This is a genomic window from Hypericibacter sp. (assembly GCF_050729195.1).
Classification (GTDB): domain Bacteria; phylum Pseudomonadota; class Alphaproteobacteria; order Dongiales; family Dongiaceae; genus Hypericibacter.
Genome location: NZ_JBOHKS010000288.1, coordinates 1 through 16,460, shown reverse-complemented (window position 1 = coordinate 16,460; position 16,460 = coordinate 1). Strand labels below are relative to the sequence as shown.

15 protein-coding genes and 1 other RNA gene are annotated in these 16,460 nt (G+C 66.5%); 9 read left to right on the top strand and 7 right to left on the bottom strand.

The window, feature by feature from the left end; translation table 11 throughout:
- A partial coding sequence (locus tag ACREE8_RS23765; RefSeq protein WP_431575502.1) for a hypothetical protein occupies positions 1 to 307 on the top strand: 307 nt, incomplete at its 5' end.
- A 100-nt stretch (positions 308 to 407) separates the two neighbouring features.
- On the opposite strand, the gene thyX is transcribed toward ACREE8_RS23765, so the two are convergent.
- Positions 408 to 1,349 (bottom strand): FAD-dependent thymidylate synthase, encoded by a 942-nt coding sequence (thyX, locus tag ACREE8_RS23760; RefSeq protein ID WP_431575501.1) that lies wholly within the window; start codon positions 1,347 to 1,349, stop codon positions 408 to 410.
- Between the two features lie 173 nt (positions 1,350 to 1,522).
- Here thyX and ssrA point away from each other — a divergent pair.
- From ssrA to ACREE8_RS23725, 7 genes are all read left to right on the top strand, one after another.
- Positions 1,523 to 1,860: a transfer-messenger RNA gene (gene ssrA / locus ACREE8_RS23755) on the top strand.
- 75 nt (positions 1,861 to 1,935) lie between these two features.
- Positions 1,936 to 2,439, top strand: a complete 504-nt coding sequence (locus ACREE8_RS23750; protein WP_431575500.1) for an SspB family protein — start codon at positions 1,936 to 1,938, stop codon at positions 2,437 to 2,439.
- 18 nt (positions 2,440 to 2,457) lie between these two features.
- Positions 2,458 to 3,507, top strand: coding sequence for a glycosyltransferase family 2 protein (locus ACREE8_RS23745; protein WP_431575499.1), 1,050 nt, complete (start codon positions 2,458 to 2,460; stop codon positions 3,505 to 3,507).
- On the top strand, positions 3,504 to 4,358 hold the full coding sequence (locus ACREE8_RS23740) for a glycosyltransferase family 2 protein (RefSeq protein WP_431575498.1): 855 nt from the start codon (positions 3,504 to 3,506) through the stop codon (positions 4,356 to 4,358). The genes ACREE8_RS23745 and ACREE8_RS23740 overlap by 4 nt, the downstream gene beginning before the upstream one ends.
- Positions 4,355 to 4,735, top strand: a complete 381-nt coding sequence (locus ACREE8_RS23735; RefSeq protein ID WP_431575497.1) for a TfoX/Sxy family protein — start codon at positions 4,355 to 4,357, stop codon at positions 4,733 to 4,735. The genes ACREE8_RS23740 and ACREE8_RS23735 overlap by 4 nt, the downstream gene beginning before the upstream one ends.
- Before the next feature lie 226 nt (positions 4,736 to 4,961).
- Positions 4,962 to 6,356, top strand: coding sequence for a class II fumarate hydratase (gene fumC, locus ACREE8_RS23730; RefSeq protein ID WP_431575496.1), 1,395 nt, complete (start codon positions 4,962 to 4,964; stop codon positions 6,354 to 6,356).
- 16 nt (positions 6,357 to 6,372) lie between these two features.
- Positions 6,373 to 6,627 carry a ribbon-helix-helix domain-containing protein gene (locus tag ACREE8_RS23725; RefSeq protein ID WP_431575495.1) on the top strand — a complete coding sequence of 85 codons (255 nt, stop codon included), beginning with the start codon at positions 6,373 to 6,375 and terminating at the stop codon, positions 6,625 to 6,627.
- On the opposite strand, the gene ACREE8_RS23720 is transcribed toward ACREE8_RS23725, so the two are convergent.
- The 3 genes from ACREE8_RS23720 to ACREE8_RS23710 form a co-directional block, all read right to left on the bottom strand.
- Entirely contained in the window at positions 6,624 to 8,084 is a 1,461-nt protein-coding gene (locus tag ACREE8_RS23720) for a multicopper oxidase family protein (protein ID WP_431575494.1), read from the bottom strand. The genes ACREE8_RS23725 and ACREE8_RS23720 overlap by 4 nt on opposite strands.
- A 28-nt stretch (positions 8,085 to 8,112) precedes the next feature.
- A complete protein-coding gene (locus ACREE8_RS23715) occupies positions 8,113 to 8,310 on the bottom strand; it encodes a heavy-metal-associated domain-containing protein (RefSeq protein ID WP_431575493.1) in 198 nt (65 codons plus the stop codon).
- 129 nt (positions 8,311 to 8,439) lie between these two features.
- The gene (locus tag ACREE8_RS23710; protein WP_431575492.1) at positions 8,440 to 12,651 is read right to left on the bottom strand and encodes an AsmA family protein; all 4,212 of its coding nucleotides are present in this window, start codon (positions 12,649 to 12,651) and stop codon (positions 8,440 to 8,442) included.
- A gap of 149 nt (positions 12,652 to 12,800) precedes the next feature.
- Between ACREE8_RS23710 and ACREE8_RS23705 the strand changes: the two genes are divergently transcribed.
- On the top strand, positions 12,801 to 13,037 hold the full coding sequence (locus ACREE8_RS23705; protein WP_431575491.1) for a DUF4169 family protein: 237 nt from the start codon (positions 12,801 to 12,803) through the stop codon (positions 13,035 to 13,037).
- 169 nt (positions 13,038 to 13,206) lie between these two features.
- Here ACREE8_RS23705 and ACREE8_RS23700 read toward each other — a convergent pair whose 3' ends face one another.
- Genes ACREE8_RS23700 through ACREE8_RS23690 form a run of 3 tightly spaced genes read right to left on the bottom strand, consistent with a single transcriptional unit; the run spans position 13,207 to position 16,403 of the window.
- Positions 13,207 to 14,019 carry an enoyl-CoA hydratase-related protein gene (locus ACREE8_RS23700; RefSeq protein WP_431575490.1) on the bottom strand — a complete coding sequence of 271 codons (813 nt, stop codon included), beginning with the start codon at positions 14,017 to 14,019 and terminating at the stop codon, positions 13,207 to 13,209.
- Between the two features lie 27 nt (positions 14,020 to 14,046).
- Positions 14,047 to 15,180 carry an acyl-CoA dehydrogenase family protein gene (locus ACREE8_RS23695; RefSeq protein WP_431575489.1) on the bottom strand — a complete coding sequence of 378 codons (1,134 nt, stop codon included), beginning with the start codon at positions 15,178 to 15,180 and terminating at the stop codon, positions 14,047 to 14,049.
- 2 nt (positions 15,181 to 15,182) lie between these two features.
- Positions 15,183 to 16,403: an acyl-CoA dehydrogenase family protein gene (locus ACREE8_RS23690; protein WP_431575488.1), complete on the bottom strand. Its 1,221-nt coding sequence runs from the start codon at positions 16,401 to 16,403 to the stop codon at positions 15,183 to 15,185.
- Positions 16,404 to 16,460 lie beyond the last annotated feature (57 nt).

The window sequence follows — 16,460 nt, the reverse complement described above, 5'->3', positions numbered from 1 at the left end:
TCACCGCATAGGGCAGACGAAAGACGTCACAATCCACCTGCCGCTCGCCATTCACCCTGGCTACCGCGAACATTCCTTCGATTGCCTGCTGCACAGCCTGATGACAAGGAAGCGAAAACTGGCCGCTTCTGCCCTTTGGCCTATGGGCGATACATTGGGTGATGCTGCCGAGCTGCAGAGAAAGACAGCCGAAGCAAAGCTAGAGAATGCCGGAGATCCCATCAAATCTGCCGTGACCGCCATGTTCGAGCGCGATGGGTATCCATTGCCTCTATTCGAACCAGATGGCTCCTTGATTGTCCCTTAGGCCCCAAGTCTCCCGTCACCGCCTTCCCCGTCAGAAAGATGCAGATATCAGGCTGAATTAACGACATCGTTGCCGCTCGTCCTGGATGAAGCCCCGGCCTTCAATCTTCTTTGCGGGCCAGCTCGGCCTGCAGCTCGGCCCATTCGCGCTTGCCGAGCCCGCTATTCTCGGCCGTGACGGTCTCGCCCGCCAGCATCCGTTTGACCGCGGCCATCGCGGCCGCCGACAGCGTCACGGCATGGAGCCGGTGCTGGAGGAAGGCCTCATGCGTGATGGGAACCCATTTCGCCACCACGTCCAGCATCTTATCGGCATAGACCCGGATCTCGTACTGCGCATGCGGATCGGCGCGCAGCGACAGGAAATGCAGCAGATTGTGGAGATCGGTCTTCCAGTACCATTGGGTATAGAAATTGAGCGAGAGATTCATCCGCGCCAGCTCGCGGGCGAGACCCTGGCGACCCTCGTCGGGGCGGCTGCCATCTTCGCGCTCGTTCAGCATCTCCTCGTAGTGGGCGTAGGAGCGCGCCGCATCTTCGCGCAACAGCGTGAGCACGCGCTGCGCCTCGGCGCCCTCCAGCACATCGCCGCGCCCCTGCCGGTTCGAGCTCGATTGCGCCGCGAGCTGCGCCGGCGCTGGCATATAGAACTCGTTGTCGAGCACCGAATAGCGCGCGGAATATTCGTTCACATTGGCGGTGCGGTGGCGGATCCATTGCCGCGCGACGAAGATCGGCAGCTTGACGTGGAACTTGATCTCGCACATCTCGAATGGGGTCGAGTGGCGATGGCGCAGCAGATAATGGATCAGCCCGCGATCCTCGCTGACCTTCTTGGTGCCGCGGCCATAGGAGACGCGCGCGGCCTGAACCACGGCGGCATCGTCGCCCATATAGTCGATAACGCGCACGAAGCCGCGATCCAGCACCGGCAGGGCCAGATAGAGAATCTCCTCGAGGGCCGGCACGGTCGGGCGGCGCGTGGTGGCGCTGGCACTGCGCTGGGCGTCGATTTCGGCTTGCTGTTGGGGCGTGAGCGCCATGGCGGTGGGCAGGGTCCTCTTCGCGAATCGTGCGGCCCAAGGGGCGGGCCGCGAGCGGACGCAATCTAACCGCTCGATGCGATGGCGGCCACAAGCGGTGGCGGGGCCCAGGCGAATCCTGGCGTGCGGTTCCAAAAACCCAGCGAATCGAGGCAGTTCCAGCCCGATAAGCAACCCTTCCGATTCGCCGCCCCGCCCCCTATATTGAGGGTGTCGGGAAACCGACTATGGCGATAAACGCGTTATGGAATAAGCGTTGCGGACCCGGGGGCGGTACCCGGCGCCTCCACCAATTCGCCGCTTCCGAGATCGTTCCTCGCGGGACCTTCCGGAACGGCTCCATGGGGGCGAAATAGGATCGACGCGCGTGGTAAAGCTAACGTTTTTGCCCGGCATGGTTCCGCCGTTATCGGGCCAACACAGAAGTGCCAACGACAATACTCGTCTGGCTCTCGCTGCCTAAATAGGTAAGCGCGGTTCGGGGGGCACCGGGCAACAGAAGCCCCCCACTTGGCTCAAGCTGCCGGTCTGAATAAGACAAGAAGCAGCGAAATGACTGACGGGTTTGAGGGGGACGACGGCGAGCATGGCCGAAGATTTTTTGCGTTACGAGGAAATGGTCGAGACGGCGCTGCGCGATGTCGTGCGGCGGTCCCTGGCGCTGGTCGCGGAACGCGGCCTGCCGGGCGCGCATCATTTCTACGTCACCTTCCGCACCGACCGTCCGGATGTCCTCATTCCGACCCGGCTGCGCCAGCAATATCCCAAGGAGATGACGATCGTCGTCCAGCACCAGTTCTGGGGGCTGGAGGTCGACCGCGAGACCCTGCGCATCACCTTGAGCTTCAACAATCAGCAGGAGCGGCTGGTCATCCCCTTCGCGGCGCTGACCGCCTTCGCCGACCCCTCCTGCAAGTTCGGCCTGCAGTTCGAGGCGCGACCCGGCAACGGCAATGACGCGCCGGCCGAGCGCAGCATCGCCCCGCAGACGCGGGCGGGCGTCCCGGCACCCGCGCCGGCCGCGGCCTCGGCCCCGGCCGATGCGAAGGGCGCCGAAGTGGTCACACTCGACGCCTTCCGCAAGAAGTAAGCGGCCTCCGCGTCCCGCTTGTCCGATACGAGCAACGCTGCCCTCGACGCTTCCCGTCCGAGCGTCTGCGTCATCATCGTCGCCTATAATCCGGGTCCCTATCTGGCCCGCTGCATCGACGCCTTGCGCCGCCAGCGCTGGACCGATTTCGAATCGATCATCGTCGATAACGGCTCGACCGACGGCGCGGTGCAGGGCCTCGGCGCCTTGCCGGCAAATTTCCGTATCATGTCGACCGGCCGGAATCTCGGTTTCGCCGCCGCCAATAATCGCGGCGCCGCGGCGACAGACGCGCCCTGGATCGCGCTGCTCAATCCCGATGCGATCGCAGCACCGGACTGGCTCGAGCGCCTCATGGCGGCGGCCCGGACTTATCCCGATGTCGCGATGTTCGGCTCCACCCAGATCCAGCTCGACGACAAGACACGCTGGGACGGGCTGGGCGACGTCTATCATGCGAGCGGCATCGTCTGGCGCGGTGGCTTCGGCCAGCCCGTGACGGATCCGGCACCGGGCGGCGAGGTCTTCAGCCCCTGCGCCGCGGCGGCGCTTTATCGGCATGAGGATTTCCGCGCGGCCGGCGGCTTCGACGAGCGCTTCTTCTGCTATGTCGAGGATATCGACCTCGCCTTCCGCCTGCGGCTCAAGGGGCAACGCGCGCTCCAGGTCGCCGATGCCGTGGTGCATCATGCGGGCTCGGCCACCACCGGCCGCAGCAGCGATTTCACCCTGTTCCATGGCTGGCGCAACCGCAGCTGGGTCTTCGTCAAGAACATGCCGGGCCCTCTGTTCTGGCCGCTGCTGCCCTTGCATCTCCTGGCGCTTGTCCTGCTCCTGCTGCTGAGCCTGCGGCCCGGCAGCGCCGTGACGACGCAACCCTGCTGGCGCGGCTTGAAAGCCGCCATCGCCGGCCTCGGTCCGATCTGGCAGAGCCGGCAGGAGATTCAACGCCAGCGGCGCGTTTCGCTGTCGATGGTCGCGAGAGCCTTCAGCTGGTCGCCCCTGGCGCTGCTCGGCCGGCGCCCCGTGCTGCGGCCGGTCGCGCGCGGATCCGGGACCCGCTCATGAGCGAGGCCCCGGTCAGCGCCATCCTGGTGAGCTATCACTCGGGCCCCGTGCTGTGGCGGGCGCTCGAGGCGCTGGCGACCCAATCGGGCCTGCGCGAGATCCTGCTGGTGGACAATGGCAACCCGGCGGATGTCGGCGCCGAGTTGGACCGGTTGGCGGCGGCCGGAAAAATTCGCCTGATCCGCAACGAGTGGAATCTGGGCTTCGCCGCCGCCTGCAACCGGGCCGCGGCCGTGGCTCAAGGCGAATTCCTGCTGTTCCTCAATCCCGACGCCATTCTCAGCGCGGGTGGTGTCGCCGGCATGCTGGGCGCCATGACGGACAAATCGCACCCCTGGATCGCCGGCGCGCGGCTCGTCGGCGCGGATGGGATCGAGCGGCGTGGTGGACGACGCGGCGAGCTCACGCCCTGCAGGGCCCTCGGCGAGGCGCTGGGTTTCGGCAGCTTCAATCGGCATCGCCTGAAGCTGCCGCCGGGGCCCGTCACCTTGCCGACGGTCAGCGGCGCCTGTCTCCTCATCCCGGCCGCCGACTTCCGCGCGCTCGGCGGATTCGACGAGGGCTATTTCCTGCATGTCGAGGATATCGATCTCTGCCGGCGCTTGCGCGAGCGCGGGGGCGGCGTCTGGTTCCTGCCGCAGATCGCCGTGGAGCATGAGGGCGGCTCGTCGGACGCGCCCGCCCTCGCCGTCGAGCGCCACAAGCTGGCGAGTTTCCGCCATTACTTCCGCCGCTATTATGGCGGCCGGCCCGACGCGGCGATCGTAATGGCGCTGATCGCGGCGCGTCATGCGCTGCGGGCACCGTTTCTCCGGCGCGCCGACCGCGACCGAGCGCGAGGTCCCGCATGAGCGGCTATGGCACCTATCTGCTGGACGAGCTGGCCTCCCTGGGCCAGGTCAGCCTGCGCCGCATGTTCGGCGGGGAGGGCCTGTTCCTCGACGGGCTGATGATCGGGATCCTCGACGAGGATGTCCTCTATCTGAAGGTCGACGCCCGCAACCGGCCGGATTTCGAGGCCGCCGGCTCCGAGCCCTTCACCTATGCGCGGATGGGCCGCGAGGTGGCGCTCTCCTTCTGGCGCCTGCCCGACGAGCTCATCGAGGATGGCGAGGAACTGCGCGCCTGGGCGCTCAAATCCCGCGCCGCCGCGATCGCCACAGGGAAGGCGAAGACGCCGCGCCCGAAACCCACGGCGAAGAAGAAGGCGACGCGTGGAAGGCGCTGAGACTCAACCTGTCTCATCCCCCGCTCGCGGGGGAGGATTAAGGAGGGGGCTGCTCGCTGTCGAACACCGCGCAGCCCCCTTCCTAACCTTCCCCCGTTCCGAGGGAAGGGACTTGGGTCGCCATCGCCGTCCTTCTTTTCCCTGACCCCGATTGCCGCTAGAAGAATGCCGGCGTGGGGGACGGCCTGGACTCAGGCCCGCCCAGACTTTTTCAAGGAGCGACCACATGACGACCAAGACCCGCATGGAAAGCGATTCGATGGGCAATGTGGCGGTGCCCGACGACCGGCTGTGGGGGGCTCAGACCCAGCGCTCGCTCGAGAATTTCCGGATCGGCGGCCAGCGGATGCCCGCCCTCCTGATCCATGCCTACGGCCTGCTGAAGCAGGCGGCGGCACAGGCCAACATGAAGCTCGGCAAGCTCGACAAGAAGCTCGGCAAGGCCATCGTCGAAGCATCCGGCGAGGTTGCCGACGGCAAGCTCGACGATCATTTCCCGCTGGTCGTCTGGCAGACCGGTTCCGGCACCCAGACCAACATGAATGCCAACGAGGTCATTTCCAACCGCGCCAACGAGATGCTGGGCGGCAAACGCGGCGAGAAGAAGCCGATCCATCCGAACGACCAGGTCAATTACGGCCAGTCCTCGAACGACAGCTTCCCGACCGCGATGCATATCGCGGCGGTGCGCCAGGTCCATGACGCGGTGCTGCCGGCCCTCGACCATCTCGCCGATGCGCTCGAAGCCAAGTCCAAGGAGTTCGCCAAGATCATCAAGATCGGCCGCACCCATCTTCAGGATGCGACGCCGGTCACACTCGGCCAGGAGTTCGGCGGCTATGCGCAGCAGGTCCGCAACGGTATCGATCGGGTGAAGGCCTGCCTGCCCCGTCTCCATCAGGTGGCGCAGGGTGGCACCGCGGTCGGCACCGGCCTCAACGCCGCCAAGGGCTTCGACAAGGCGTTCGTGGAAGAGCTCAAGAAACTGACCGGGCTTCCTTTCACCTCGGCCAAGAACAAGTTCGAAGCGCTCGCGGCCCACGACGCGCTGGTCGAGCTCTCCGGCGCCTTCAACGTCCTGGCCTGCTCGCTGATGAAGATCGCGAACGACATCCGTCTCCTGGGCTCGGGCCCCCGCTCCGGCATCGGCGAGATCCATCTGCCGGAGAACGAGCCTGGCTCCTCGATCATGCCCGGCAAGGTCAATCCGACCCAGGCCGAAGCGCTCACCATGGTCGCCTGCCAGGTGATGGGCAACAATGTCGCCATCACGGTCGCCGGCAGCAACGGCCATCTCGAGCTGAATGTGTTCAAGCCGGTGATCATCCACAATCTGCTGCAGTCCGGTCAGCTCATCGCCGATGCCTGCCGCAGCTTCGCCGACAATTGCGTGGTCGGCATCACGGCGAACAAGGCCCGCATCCAGCAGCAGCTCGAGCAGTCGCTGATGCTGGTGACGGCGCTCAATCCGCATATCGGCTATGACAACGCGGCCAAGGTCGCGAAGAAGGCCCATGCCGAGGGCACCAGCCTGCGCGAAGCGGTCATCGCGCTGAAGCTCCTGAGCGGCGAGCAGTTCGACAAGATCCTGCGGCCGCAGGACATGCTGGGGCCGCGCTGAGGCCCGCCCGACGGCCATGCCCCCGCGCGGCAGCCTCGCCGGCAGCGCGCTGCGCAAGCATTCCGTCACCATCGCCGGCCATCGCACCAGCTTGTCGCTGGAGGATGCCTTCTGGCATCGGTTGCAGGCGATCGCGGCCAAACGCGGCCTGTCGGTGGGAGCGCTGATCGAGGCGATCGATTCCGCGCGTGCCGAGCGCGGGGAGCCCGCCGGCAATCTCTCGAGCGCAGTGCGCGTCTTCGTGCTCGAGCAGAGCGCGCTCGGCCCTTAGGTCACGCCCTCATAGGCCAGCGTGGTCATCATGCCCGCCACCATGTGATAGAGCAGGTGGCAGTGGAAGGCCCAGTGGCCCGGATTGTTCGCATCGAAGGCGATCGTGACCGTGGTGTTCGGCGGCACCAGGACGGTATCGCGAAGGGCGCCCGCCATTCGCTGGCCGTCGATCGCCACGACCTGGAAGCTATGGCCATGCAGATGCATCGGATGCGCCATCATGGTCCGGTTGACCATGGCGATCTCGATCCGCTCGCCCACCTTTGCCGGCAAAGGCCCCGGCCCGCTCGAGGCCTCGAGGCCCCAGCGATAGCCGGCCATGCCGCCGGTCAGGGCGAGCGTCAGGGCACGGTCGACCGGACGCGGCGCCAGCGGTTCCAGGCTCCGCAAGCGTCGCTCCAGAGCAAGGTCGAGAATGGGACCCGCCGAATCGCCCCGCGACGAAATCGCTTTGATGGCAGCGCCCGGCGGGCAGAGCAGGATGCCGGTGCGCTGGGGCGCCCCTTCGCGCAAGGCCAGGATCGGCACCGCCATGCCGTCGCGTGGCAGCTCCAGGCGGATATCGAGACGTTGCGCGGTTGCGATCGGAAAACGGCGCCCGGTGACGGGGGCGATCGGGATTCCATCCACGGCGATCAGGCTGCCATCGAGGGATCCCAGATCGACCGTAAAGCCGGTCGAGGCCGCCGCGTTGATGATACGCAGGCGCACCCGCCCGCCACGCTCGACCATGATCTGCTCGGGGTCATCCAAGGTCCGGTCATTGGCCAGATAGGCGTCGAACTCGACGTCATTGACGTCCATCGCCATGCCACCGCCCGACATCGCCATCCCGTCCATCATGGCGCCGCTCATGCCGGGCATCGACCCATGGTCCATGCCCGACATGCTCATGTCATGGCCACCCATGGCAGGCGCCGCTTTCAGCGCCGCCAGGATCTCGTCGGGCGCGCGAAATGAAAAATCATGCAGCATCACCACGACATCCTGCTCGTCGCGCGGCGAAGCCTCCTCGACGATCAAAGGGGCCGCCAGCAGCAACTGCTCCTGCAGGCCCTCATGCGAATGCATCCAGAAACTGCCGGCGCGCGTCAGGGGAAAGCGATAATCCTGCGATGCGGCGGGCGGCAGCGGATCCTGCGACACGCCCGACACGCCATCCTGTCGCCAGGGCGGCGTCAATCCATGCCAATGAATCGAGGTCGGCTCGCCCAGGGCGTTCTCGAGGCGCACGGCGAAATCCTCCCCGACCTTCGCGGTCAGGCCCGGACGCCCGTCGCGCTGGCGAAGCCCGAAGACCGTTGCCGCGCGGCCGTCGATCTCGAGCTGGCGCGTCTCGGCGCGAAGGGTGACGACATCGCCGCCCGCCGCCCAGGATCCCGTCAGGGGCAGAATCGTCCCCAGCGCGGCCACGCCCGTGCCGCGGAGAAAATCGCGTCGCGAGACCGGAAACATCTCGCCGCTCCTGTCGCGACCCGGCCGCTCAGATGACAGCCGCCTCATAGCCCGCGGCCTTCATGGCCGCGATCGCAGCGGCCGGATCGAGATCGGCCGCGAGCGACACCTCGCCACGGTCCAGATCGACCGCGACGGCGCTCTCCGGCGCCAGCCGGGACAGCGCATGGCGGATGGTGCCGGCGCAATGGCCGCAATTCATGCCATCGACTTTGAATTTCAACATGGTCCTCGCTCCTTCCCGGATGATCGATGGAGCTGAGATGGGGCTTCCCCCTGGGGCAAGGTCAAGAGGCCCCCATGAAAAAAGGGCCGGCATGGCACCGGCCCCCTGATCTGGATATCGGTCGAACGGTTACTGCTGCTGAGCGGGCTTCTGCAGGAACCCTTCGAGGATCTTGTTGATGCCGTTGTTCTGCTGGGTCGGCTGCAGATTGTTCTGCGTGCCACCGCCGACACCGCCCGCCCCTGGCTCACTGCTGGGCTCTTCCGTCGTGCTGTCGGGCTGCGCCGGTGCGATATCGGTCGCAGGCGCCGGTGGCGTGCCGATGACACCGGCGGCACCCGGCTCCGCACTCGTATTGTCGTTGGCCGGCGGCGTGGTCGTCACCGTGGGCGTGGTCACCGTCGGCGTGTTCGTGGCGGGCGCGGCGTTGACGCCACCGGCGCCGGGCTCGTTGCTGCTGGGCACCGCGGCCGGAGTTCCGGTTCCCGATCCGCCGCCACCGGTGCCGAGCACCCCCGGCAGGATCTGCTGCCAGATGGTCGAGGGCTTCTGCGTGCCGTTGTTGCCGGTGCCGCTGGGCAGCACCTGCTGCAGCAGATCGCTGGCGGCTGGCGCGCTCGCATTGGTGCCCTGGAAGGCCTTGAACTTGGCGTTGGGCGAGTCGAGCAGTCCGTTCAGATTGAGCTGCATGAAGGGCTGATTGAGATCGGGCGCGCGGAAGATCGTGGCCAGGAAATCGATCGTCCAATCCGGCAGATCGGCAGCACCCGCCGCCAGCGCGCGCGCGTTGGCATTGGCGAGCGCCAGATTGTCGGTCGTCACCTTGCCGTCCCGGATCAGGAAATCGCCGGTCAGGCTGTTGGGCACGCCGGTGAAGGCGCGATAGGCCGTGTCCGCCACCTGGGTCAGGCCCTGGATCTGCGTGCCCACACCGCCGAGCTTCTGCTGCGCCAGCGAGCCCAGGAGATTGAGCCCGACCGAACCCACCTGCTGCTCGATCTTGCTCAGGACGGTGATGTTGCCGTTGAGATTGCCGTTGCCGTTGAGGCTGTTCACCAGCTCGTTCATCGAGGCACCGGCGGCATTGAGGTCGGTCGTTACCGAGACCGGCCCGGTGACGCGATCCGCAAGCAGGCCGGCCCCCATCAATTGACTGCTGCTGAGATTGGTGCCGGCGAGCCGTCCCTGGAAGGTCGGCGTGCCGCGGCTGGCGAGTGTGCCCGCCAGATCGACCGCACCGCCGAAGGTATTGCCGGTGAATTTGTCGATGACGAGCGTGCCGTTCTTGAGCACCATATGGGCATCGAGATTGTCGATCTTGGTGTCGTTCATCACGAAATGCTGCGCCTTCGCCGTGACGTCGGCATCCATGCTGTCGAGCGCGGAGAGATCGAGCGGTTCCTTCGACCAGCGATCGCCCGCCGGCGTGTTCTTCTTCGAATTCGAATTGCTGCCGGTCGAGGCGGGAACGAACGGCGAGACGTCGAACATCGTGCTGGTGAGGTTGGCCGTCAGCATCGGGCGTCCGCCCGGCGGGGAGGCATATTCCGCCGTGCCGGCGAGATCGCTGGCGCCCATCTTGAGCGAGAGATCGGTAACCTTGGCATCCTCGGTCGTGCCGGTCGCCGTGGCCGAGAGGCTGAGCGGCCCAAGGCTGTTATTGCCGGGTGCCGCATCCGGCGCGAAGGCCGCCGCCAGTTGGCGCAGCTCGGGATGGTTGGCCGTCATGACCAGATTGAAGCTGGGCGGTGTCGCCATCGGCTTGATGCCGCCCTGGAGCGTGGCGCTGCCGCCGAGGCCGCCCAGGGCCAGGTTGAGCGCCATGTCGTCGGCCCCGCCCTTGAGCGTGCCCTTGATCGCCAGAGCGCCGAGCTTGGCCGCCGTGGGCCCGTCGACGCCGAAGAGCGCCAGGAGTGCCGCCGGTTTGTCAGCTGACAGATCGATCTGGGTATCGACATGGGGCGTGCCGGTCAGGCCCGACACCGCGCCATTGAAGGTGCCCTTGGCGACGATGCCGGCCAAGGCCAGCGCCGCGTTATAAGTGATCTGGTCGTCGCCACTCTTGGCCGTGCCCGAGAAATCCAGCTGACCGAGCTTGGCGTTGGAAGCCCCCGCGAGCCCCGCCATTTCGAGCAGCGGACCCGCATTCTTGGCGGTCAGGGCGAAATCCGTATCGATCTTGGGAATGCCCGCGCCCAGACCGCTGGCCGTGCCCTTGGCCTTGCCATTGGCGCCGATGCCGGCGACATCGAAGGCGATGTCATAGGCAATCTGCTGCCCGCCACCCGACAGCTTACCGGTGAAGGCGAGCTTGCCCAGCTTCTGCGGCGGATTCTCCATGCCGGCGAACTGAAGGACGCGGGTGGCGTCGGCCACCTTGAGCGAGAACTGGCTGTCGAGGGTCGGCTCGGTCGCGAGATTGGCGACCGTGCCGGAGAGGCTGCCGGAACCGCCGGCGAAGTCCTTCACACTGACATCGCGCAAGGTCAGCGTACCGCCCTGGAGCGTGGCATCGAGATGCACGCCCTTCGCGGTCTGGTCGTTCATCGTCAGGCTGCCGACCTTGATCTCGACATTGGCATTGAGGCCCGCCAGCGGCTTCAACGCATCGAGCGGCAACCCGCCCGAAGGCTTGGGCTTGCTCGCATCGGCCGTCTGGGTGCTGTCGGTGCCGCTGGGCTGGGTCGTGCTGGGCGGGGTGGTGCCGGGTTGGGTCGTCTGGGGCTGGGTCGTGTCGGCCGCACCGGCCGCCGGCAAATAGGCGTCGAGATTGATCTGGTCGATGGCGAGCCCGATGCCGAGCCCCGGCACCTTGCGTTCGGCATTGGGGAGCGCCACCACGACGCCGCCGGCCACACGCGAGGAGTCGAAGCGCAGATCCATCTCCGCGATCTGAAGCTGGCTGGGCGTGGCGGTGACTCGCGAGGCCAGCGACAGCTTGCGCAGCCGGTCGGGCGGCATGGCCGGCATCGTCACCTTCAGCCATTCGAGCAGGCTGCGCAGATTGTCCGAATGAAGCTCGAGCGTGCCGGCAAAACTCGGCAGGCCTTCGACGGCGGCGAGCTTGCCGGCAAGCGCGACGTCGGAGCCGCCGGGCAGGCTGGCATTGAAGCGCGTGAGCGAGACCTCGCCATTGGCGACCTGCGCCACCAGCCGCACCTTGTTGACGACACCATTGTTGTAGCTGATCGCCTCGATCCCGAGATCGATGTCGGCGAGGATGTTCTGCGGCAGCGAGAAGCTCGGCGGCTTGGTCTGCGGCACCGGCGCCGGGGCCTGCGACTGGTCGCCCGCGGCTGGCGGTGCCGCCGCGGCCAGCAGCTTGTCGAGGTCGAGGCGGGGCAGCGACATGGTGAGCTTGGCCTTGATGATCTCGCCCAGCGCGACCGTGGCCTCGCCCGTCGCCTGCTGGTCGCCGAGCGCCAGGATCAGATTCTTGGCGCTGCCGCCCGTGGCTCCCGCATCGATATCGGCCGCCGCCGAGAACTTCTGTTTCATCATCGGGTTCGAGCCGCTGCCGGGCGAGAGCAGGTTCATCAGCGCGCTCAGATCGTCGCCATCCGCCGTCAGCTTGCCGGCCAGATGGGGCCCCGCCTCGCCGCCGGTCGAGGCCATCCCTGAGAATTCGAGGGTCGATTCCGGATTGCCGAGAACCAGCTTCAGCCGCACGGACGAGGGCTGGCCGGCGGTGAGCGCGCCGGCATTCGCCTCGAACCGGGCCTTGATCCCCTGATAGGTCGCCGAGCCGGTCGCGTCGAACGGGCCGGAAAACGACCCGATATGAATCTCGGAATCCAGCGCCTCGAGCTTCTGCTCCGAGCCCGCCGCCGGATCGCGATAGATGAAGGTGCCGTTCTCGATCCGCACGCTGTCGAAGGAAAGGGCGAGACCGCCGCCGCTGCCGATCCCCTCATGCGCCGCTTCGCTGGGCGCGGGCGCCGTCTCGCCGGCGGGCGCGATTTCCCAATTGCCGTGACCGTCGGGCAGCTTCTCGAGCAGGATCGTGGGCTTCACCAGGATCAGGCTGGTGACCTGGATCTTGCCGCTCAGGAGCGGCATCAGCGCCACCCGGACGTCGAGCGATTCCAGGGTCGCCATGTCGGGGGCGCTGCCGCCTTCGGCGTTGGCGAAACGCACGCCCTTGACCGAGAGTTTCGGCGCCGGCAGCAGCGCCAGCGAGATGTCCCCATCGATGCTGAGATCGCGGCCGGTCTGCTTGCGGGCTTCGGACTCGATCTGGGCCTTGTACCCGTTCCAGTTGATGAAGCTCGGCACGATCAGAATGGCGGCCACCGCCAACACCAGGAGAGCACCGACTGCGATCAGGATTTTTTTCGTCATCTCAACTCTCGTGCGGGGTGGGAGTCTCGGGGGCGGGCGCTCCCCTTCCGGGCGAGGTGGCTTTGCGCTAGGCTCGCCTTCGCATCCGATGGTCCGGCCTTCCGAAGCCACCGGCTTCGGGGAACCGTGACCCCAGGGCAAAGGCGGCCATGGGCGACTTGGTCAATCTAAACAAATTTCGTAAGGCGCGACAGGGCCGCGAAGAGAAGCGCGCGGCCGCTGCAAATCGTGGCAAATACGGCCGATCGAAGGCCGAATTGCTGGAAATGAAGGCCGAGCGCGACCGCACCGGCCGCGATCTCGACGGCAAGAAGGTCGAACGCCTGGATTCGAAAGCAGCGGAATCGCGGGAACCGGCCAGCGAGGGCGAAAAGGGCAGCGACTGACGCGCGGCCTGACGCGCCACCGCCGCCTTGCGCATGAGCGCAGATCTCCCTGAGAATCCCACCCGGCACCAATCGAGACGACCGGCAAACCACCCGGATTCAGCAACGCCGCGTGCGGGTTTCCGTTCCACCCGCCGATATGAGGCAGGGGGCCTTCCGCGCCGGCCGATCAACGGCCCTTCCACACCGGATCGCGTTTCTCGGCAAAGGCACGCATGCCTTCCTGCATGTCTTCCGACTGCCACAACCGCTCGTAGTAATCGAGTCCGCTATGACCGGCCTTGGTCTTCTTCATCGCCGCCGGCAGCCCCATCCCGTCGATCTCCAGCAACACCTCCTTGATTGCCTGCAGCGCCAGAGGCGCACCCTTGGCGATCTCGGTGGCCTTGCTGCGGGCCTCCTCCATGAGCGAAGCCTGCGAGACGACCTTATGCACCAGGCCCCAGCGCAGTGCCTCGTCCGCTTCCATGCGCCGGCCGGTCAGCAGCATTTCCTTGGCGACATTATAGGGAATCAGATGGGGCAGACGCTGAATCGCCCCGCCATCGGGAATGATGCCGCGCTGCATCTCCGGCAGCGAGAAGAAGGCATTCTCCGCCATGATGATGACGTCACAGGCGAGCGCGATCTCGAAGCCGCCGCCCACCGCCGCGCCATTGACCGCCGCCACCATCGGCTTGGTCAGCCCCCAATATTCCGTGATTCCGGCGAAGCCGCCGGCGCCGCTGCCCTGCTCGGGATCGGCATCGAGGTTCGGATCGTAACTGACCCCTTCCTCCTTCAGGTCCCAGCCGGCGCAGAAGACGCGATCGCCCGCCGCCGTGACGATCCCGACGCTCAAGGCCGGATCGTCTTGAAGCTGCTTCGCCGCGCGATAGATGCCGCGGCTCATGGCGCGGTTGATCGCGTTCGCCTTCGGCCGGTTCAGCGTGATTTCCAGAACCGCGCCGTTGCGGCGCGTCAGGACGATATCTTCCGTCATGCGGGGGTCATCCTCGGAAAATGCAGATTAAGAAGAGAGGCGCCGGAAGCGCTCCAGATGCCAATGCGAATCGCCGAACGCAAGGTCGATGAAGGTGAGCCGCTTGAGATAATGCCCGGCCTCGTAGTCCCAGGTCATGCCGATGCCGCCATGGAGCTGCACGCCTTCCTTGCCGATCTCGCGCCCCAGCGTGCCGGTCAGCGACTTGGCGGCGGAAACGCCGGCCGCCCGCGTCGCCGGATCGCTCGCGGCCGCCGCTTCGGCCGCATCGACCGCGACCGACTGCAGCAGCTCGGCCTTCATATAGACATCCGTCAGCCGATGCTGCAGCGCCTGGAAGCTGCCGATCAGTTTCCCGAACTGCTCGCGCGTCTTGAAGTAGGTCAGGGTCTTTTCATAGACGGCCGTGGCGATGCCCGAGGCCTCGGCGCAGAGCGCGGCACGGGCGCGATCCAGCACCGCCTCCAGGATCGGCAGCGCGCCGTCCTTCGGACCCACCAGCCGGTCATGCCCCAGCGCCAGGCGCTCGAACCGCAAGGTGCCGACACGGCTGCCGTCATGAGCGGCATAGTCCCTGACCTCGAGCCCGCGCTGCCCGCGGTCGACCAGGAAGAAGGAAAGACCCGACGCGTCGCCCGGTCGGCCGCTGGTGCGGGCCACCAGCAGGATCCGGTCGGCCGCGGCCGCATAGGGCACGCCGGCCTTGACGCCGGTCAGGAGAAAGCCGCTGCCATCGGGCTCGGCCTTAGCCGCGATCACCGCCGGGTCCTGGCGGTCATCCTCGGCGAAGGCGAGCGTGAGTTTCATCCGGCCCTCGGCCACCGCCGGCAGGATCTCGGACTGCTGCGTCGGCGAACCCGCCGCGGCGATGACGCCGGCGCCGAGGAGAACGGTCGCAAGATAGGGCGAGGCCACGAGCCCGCGGCCGAAGGATTCCATCACCAGGCCCACTTCCAGCGGGCCCATGCCGAGCCCGCCGGCCGATTCCGGCAGCGGCAGGCCGAGCCAGCCCAGCTCGGCGAAGCGGCGCCAATCCTCCTCGCTATAGCCTTCGGGTGTCGCCACCAACTTCTGGCGGCGGTCGAAGGGATAACGCTCGGCCACGAAACGCGCGACGCTGTCCTTGATCAGGCTCTGTTCTTCGGTCAGTTCGATGCGCATCTCTATTCGAGCCCCAGCACGGCTTTGGTCAGGATGTTCTTCTGAATCTCGTTCGAGCCGCCATAGATCGAGGTCTTGCGCATATTGAAGAAGGCGCGGGCGGCGTAACGGGCTTCGGGCGGCAGGTTGGGCGCGTCCTGGCTCTCGGCCGGCAGATCGGGGGCAGCGCCCAGCGCCACCCCATCGACCTGGAGCTCCATCAGACCCTGCTGCAGCTCGGTGCCCATCACCTTGAGGATCGAGGCCTCGGGGCCCAATGATTCAGGCCCGCCGGGTCCGAACAGCAGCCGCCGTTCCAAAGCCTCGAGCGCGCGCAGCTTGATCTCGGCGGCGGCGAGCCGCGCGCCAAAGGAATGATCCGACATCAGGCTCGAGCCATCCGCCCGTGGACGGTGCAGGATGGATTTAAGCCGCCCCAGCGTCTGGAGCGAGCGCGACACCTCGGCGATGCCGAAGCGCTCGAGGCTGAGCAGATATTTGGCATAGCCCCAGCCCTTATGTTCCTCGCCGAGGCGCTGGGCCACCGGCACCGTTACATTGTCGAAGAAGACCTGGTTGACCTCATGGCCGCCATCGAAGGTGCGGATCGGCCGGACGCTGACGCCGGGCGTCTTCATGTCGAACAGCAGGAAGGTGATGCCCTGCTGCTTCTTGCCGCTGCTGTCGGTGCGGAACAGGCCGAACATCCAATCGGCGACCTGGGCCTCGGTGGTCCAGATCTTGGTGCCGTTGATGACGTAGTGGTCGCCTTTCAGCTCGGCGCGGGTCTTGAGCGAGGCCAGGTCCGAGCCGGCATTGGGCTCGGAGAAGCCCTGGCACCAGAGCACCTCGCCTTTCAGGATGGGCGGCAGGAACCGCGCCTTCAACTCGTCGCTGCCATACTCGATCAGCGTCGGCCCCAGCATGGTGACGCCGAAGGACAGCAGGCGCGGCGCGTCGGCGAGCGCCAGCTCGCGCTCGAAGATGAACTGCTGCTCGAAGCTCCAGCCGGGCCCGCCATGCTTCTTGGGCCAGTTCGGGCAACCCCAGCCGCCCTGCTTGTAGAGGATCTGCTGCCAGCGAAGGTAATAGTCCCGCGGCATCTCCATGCTTTCGGCCGCGACCAGGCGGCGGATGTCCTCCGGCAGATGCGAGCGGATGAAGCCGCGGACCTCGTCGCGGAAGGATTTGAGATCCGGCCGCGCCTCGAGCCAGCCGCTGCCATAGCCGTCGATATCGATCATTGTCCGCCCTGTTTCTTTCTTGTCCCCTCCCCCGCTTCGCGGGGGAGGGCCAGGGAG

Bases quoted from the DNA above. Each gene is read 5' to 3' on its own strand.
- ACREE8_RS23750 (WP_431575500.1), top strand. From the start codon at position 1,936: ATGGCCGAAGATTTTTTGCGTTACGAGGAAATGGTCGAGACGGCGCTG.
- ACREE8_RS23695 (WP_431575489.1), bottom strand. From the start codon at position 15,180: ATGCGCATCGAACTGACCGAAGAACAGAGCCTGATCAAGGACAGCGTC.
- thyX (WP_431575501.1), bottom strand. From the start codon at position 1,349: ATGGCGCTCACGCCCCAACAGCAAGCCGAAATCGACGCCCAGCGCAGT.
- ACREE8_RS23710 (WP_431575492.1), bottom strand. From the start codon at position 12,651: ATGACGAAAAAAATCCTGATCGCAGTCGGTGCTCTCCTGGTGTTGGCG.
- ACREE8_RS23705 (WP_431575491.1), top strand. From the start codon at position 12,801: ATGGGCGACTTGGTCAATCTAAACAAATTTCGTAAGGCGCGACAGGGC.
- ACREE8_RS23740 (WP_431575498.1), top strand. From the start codon at position 3,504: ATGAGCGAGGCCCCGGTCAGCGCCATCCTGGTGAGCTATCACTCGGGC.
- ACREE8_RS23720 (WP_431575494.1), bottom strand. From the start codon at position 8,084: ATGTTTCCGGTCTCGCGACGCGATTTTCTCCGCGGCACGGGCGTGGCC.
- fumC (WP_431575496.1), top strand. From the start codon at position 4,962: ATGACGACCAAGACCCGCATGGAAAGCGATTCGATGGGCAATGTGGCG.
- ACREE8_RS23700 (WP_431575490.1), bottom strand. From the start codon at position 14,019: ATGACGGAAGATATCGTCCTGACGCGCCGCAACGGCGCGGTTCTGGAA.
- ACREE8_RS23715 (WP_431575493.1), bottom strand. From the start codon at position 8,310: ATGTTGAAATTCAAAGTCGATGGCATGAATTGCGGCCATTGCGCCGGC.
- ACREE8_RS23735 (WP_431575497.1), top strand. From the start codon at position 4,355: ATGAGCGGCTATGGCACCTATCTGCTGGACGAGCTGGCCTCCCTGGGC.
- ACREE8_RS23725 (WP_431575495.1), top strand. From the start codon at position 6,373: ATGCCCCCGCGCGGCAGCCTCGCCGGCAGCGCGCTGCGCAAGCATTCC.
- ACREE8_RS23690 (WP_431575488.1), bottom strand. From the start codon at position 16,403: ATGATCGATATCGACGGCTATGGCAGCGGCTGGCTCGAGGCGCGGCCG.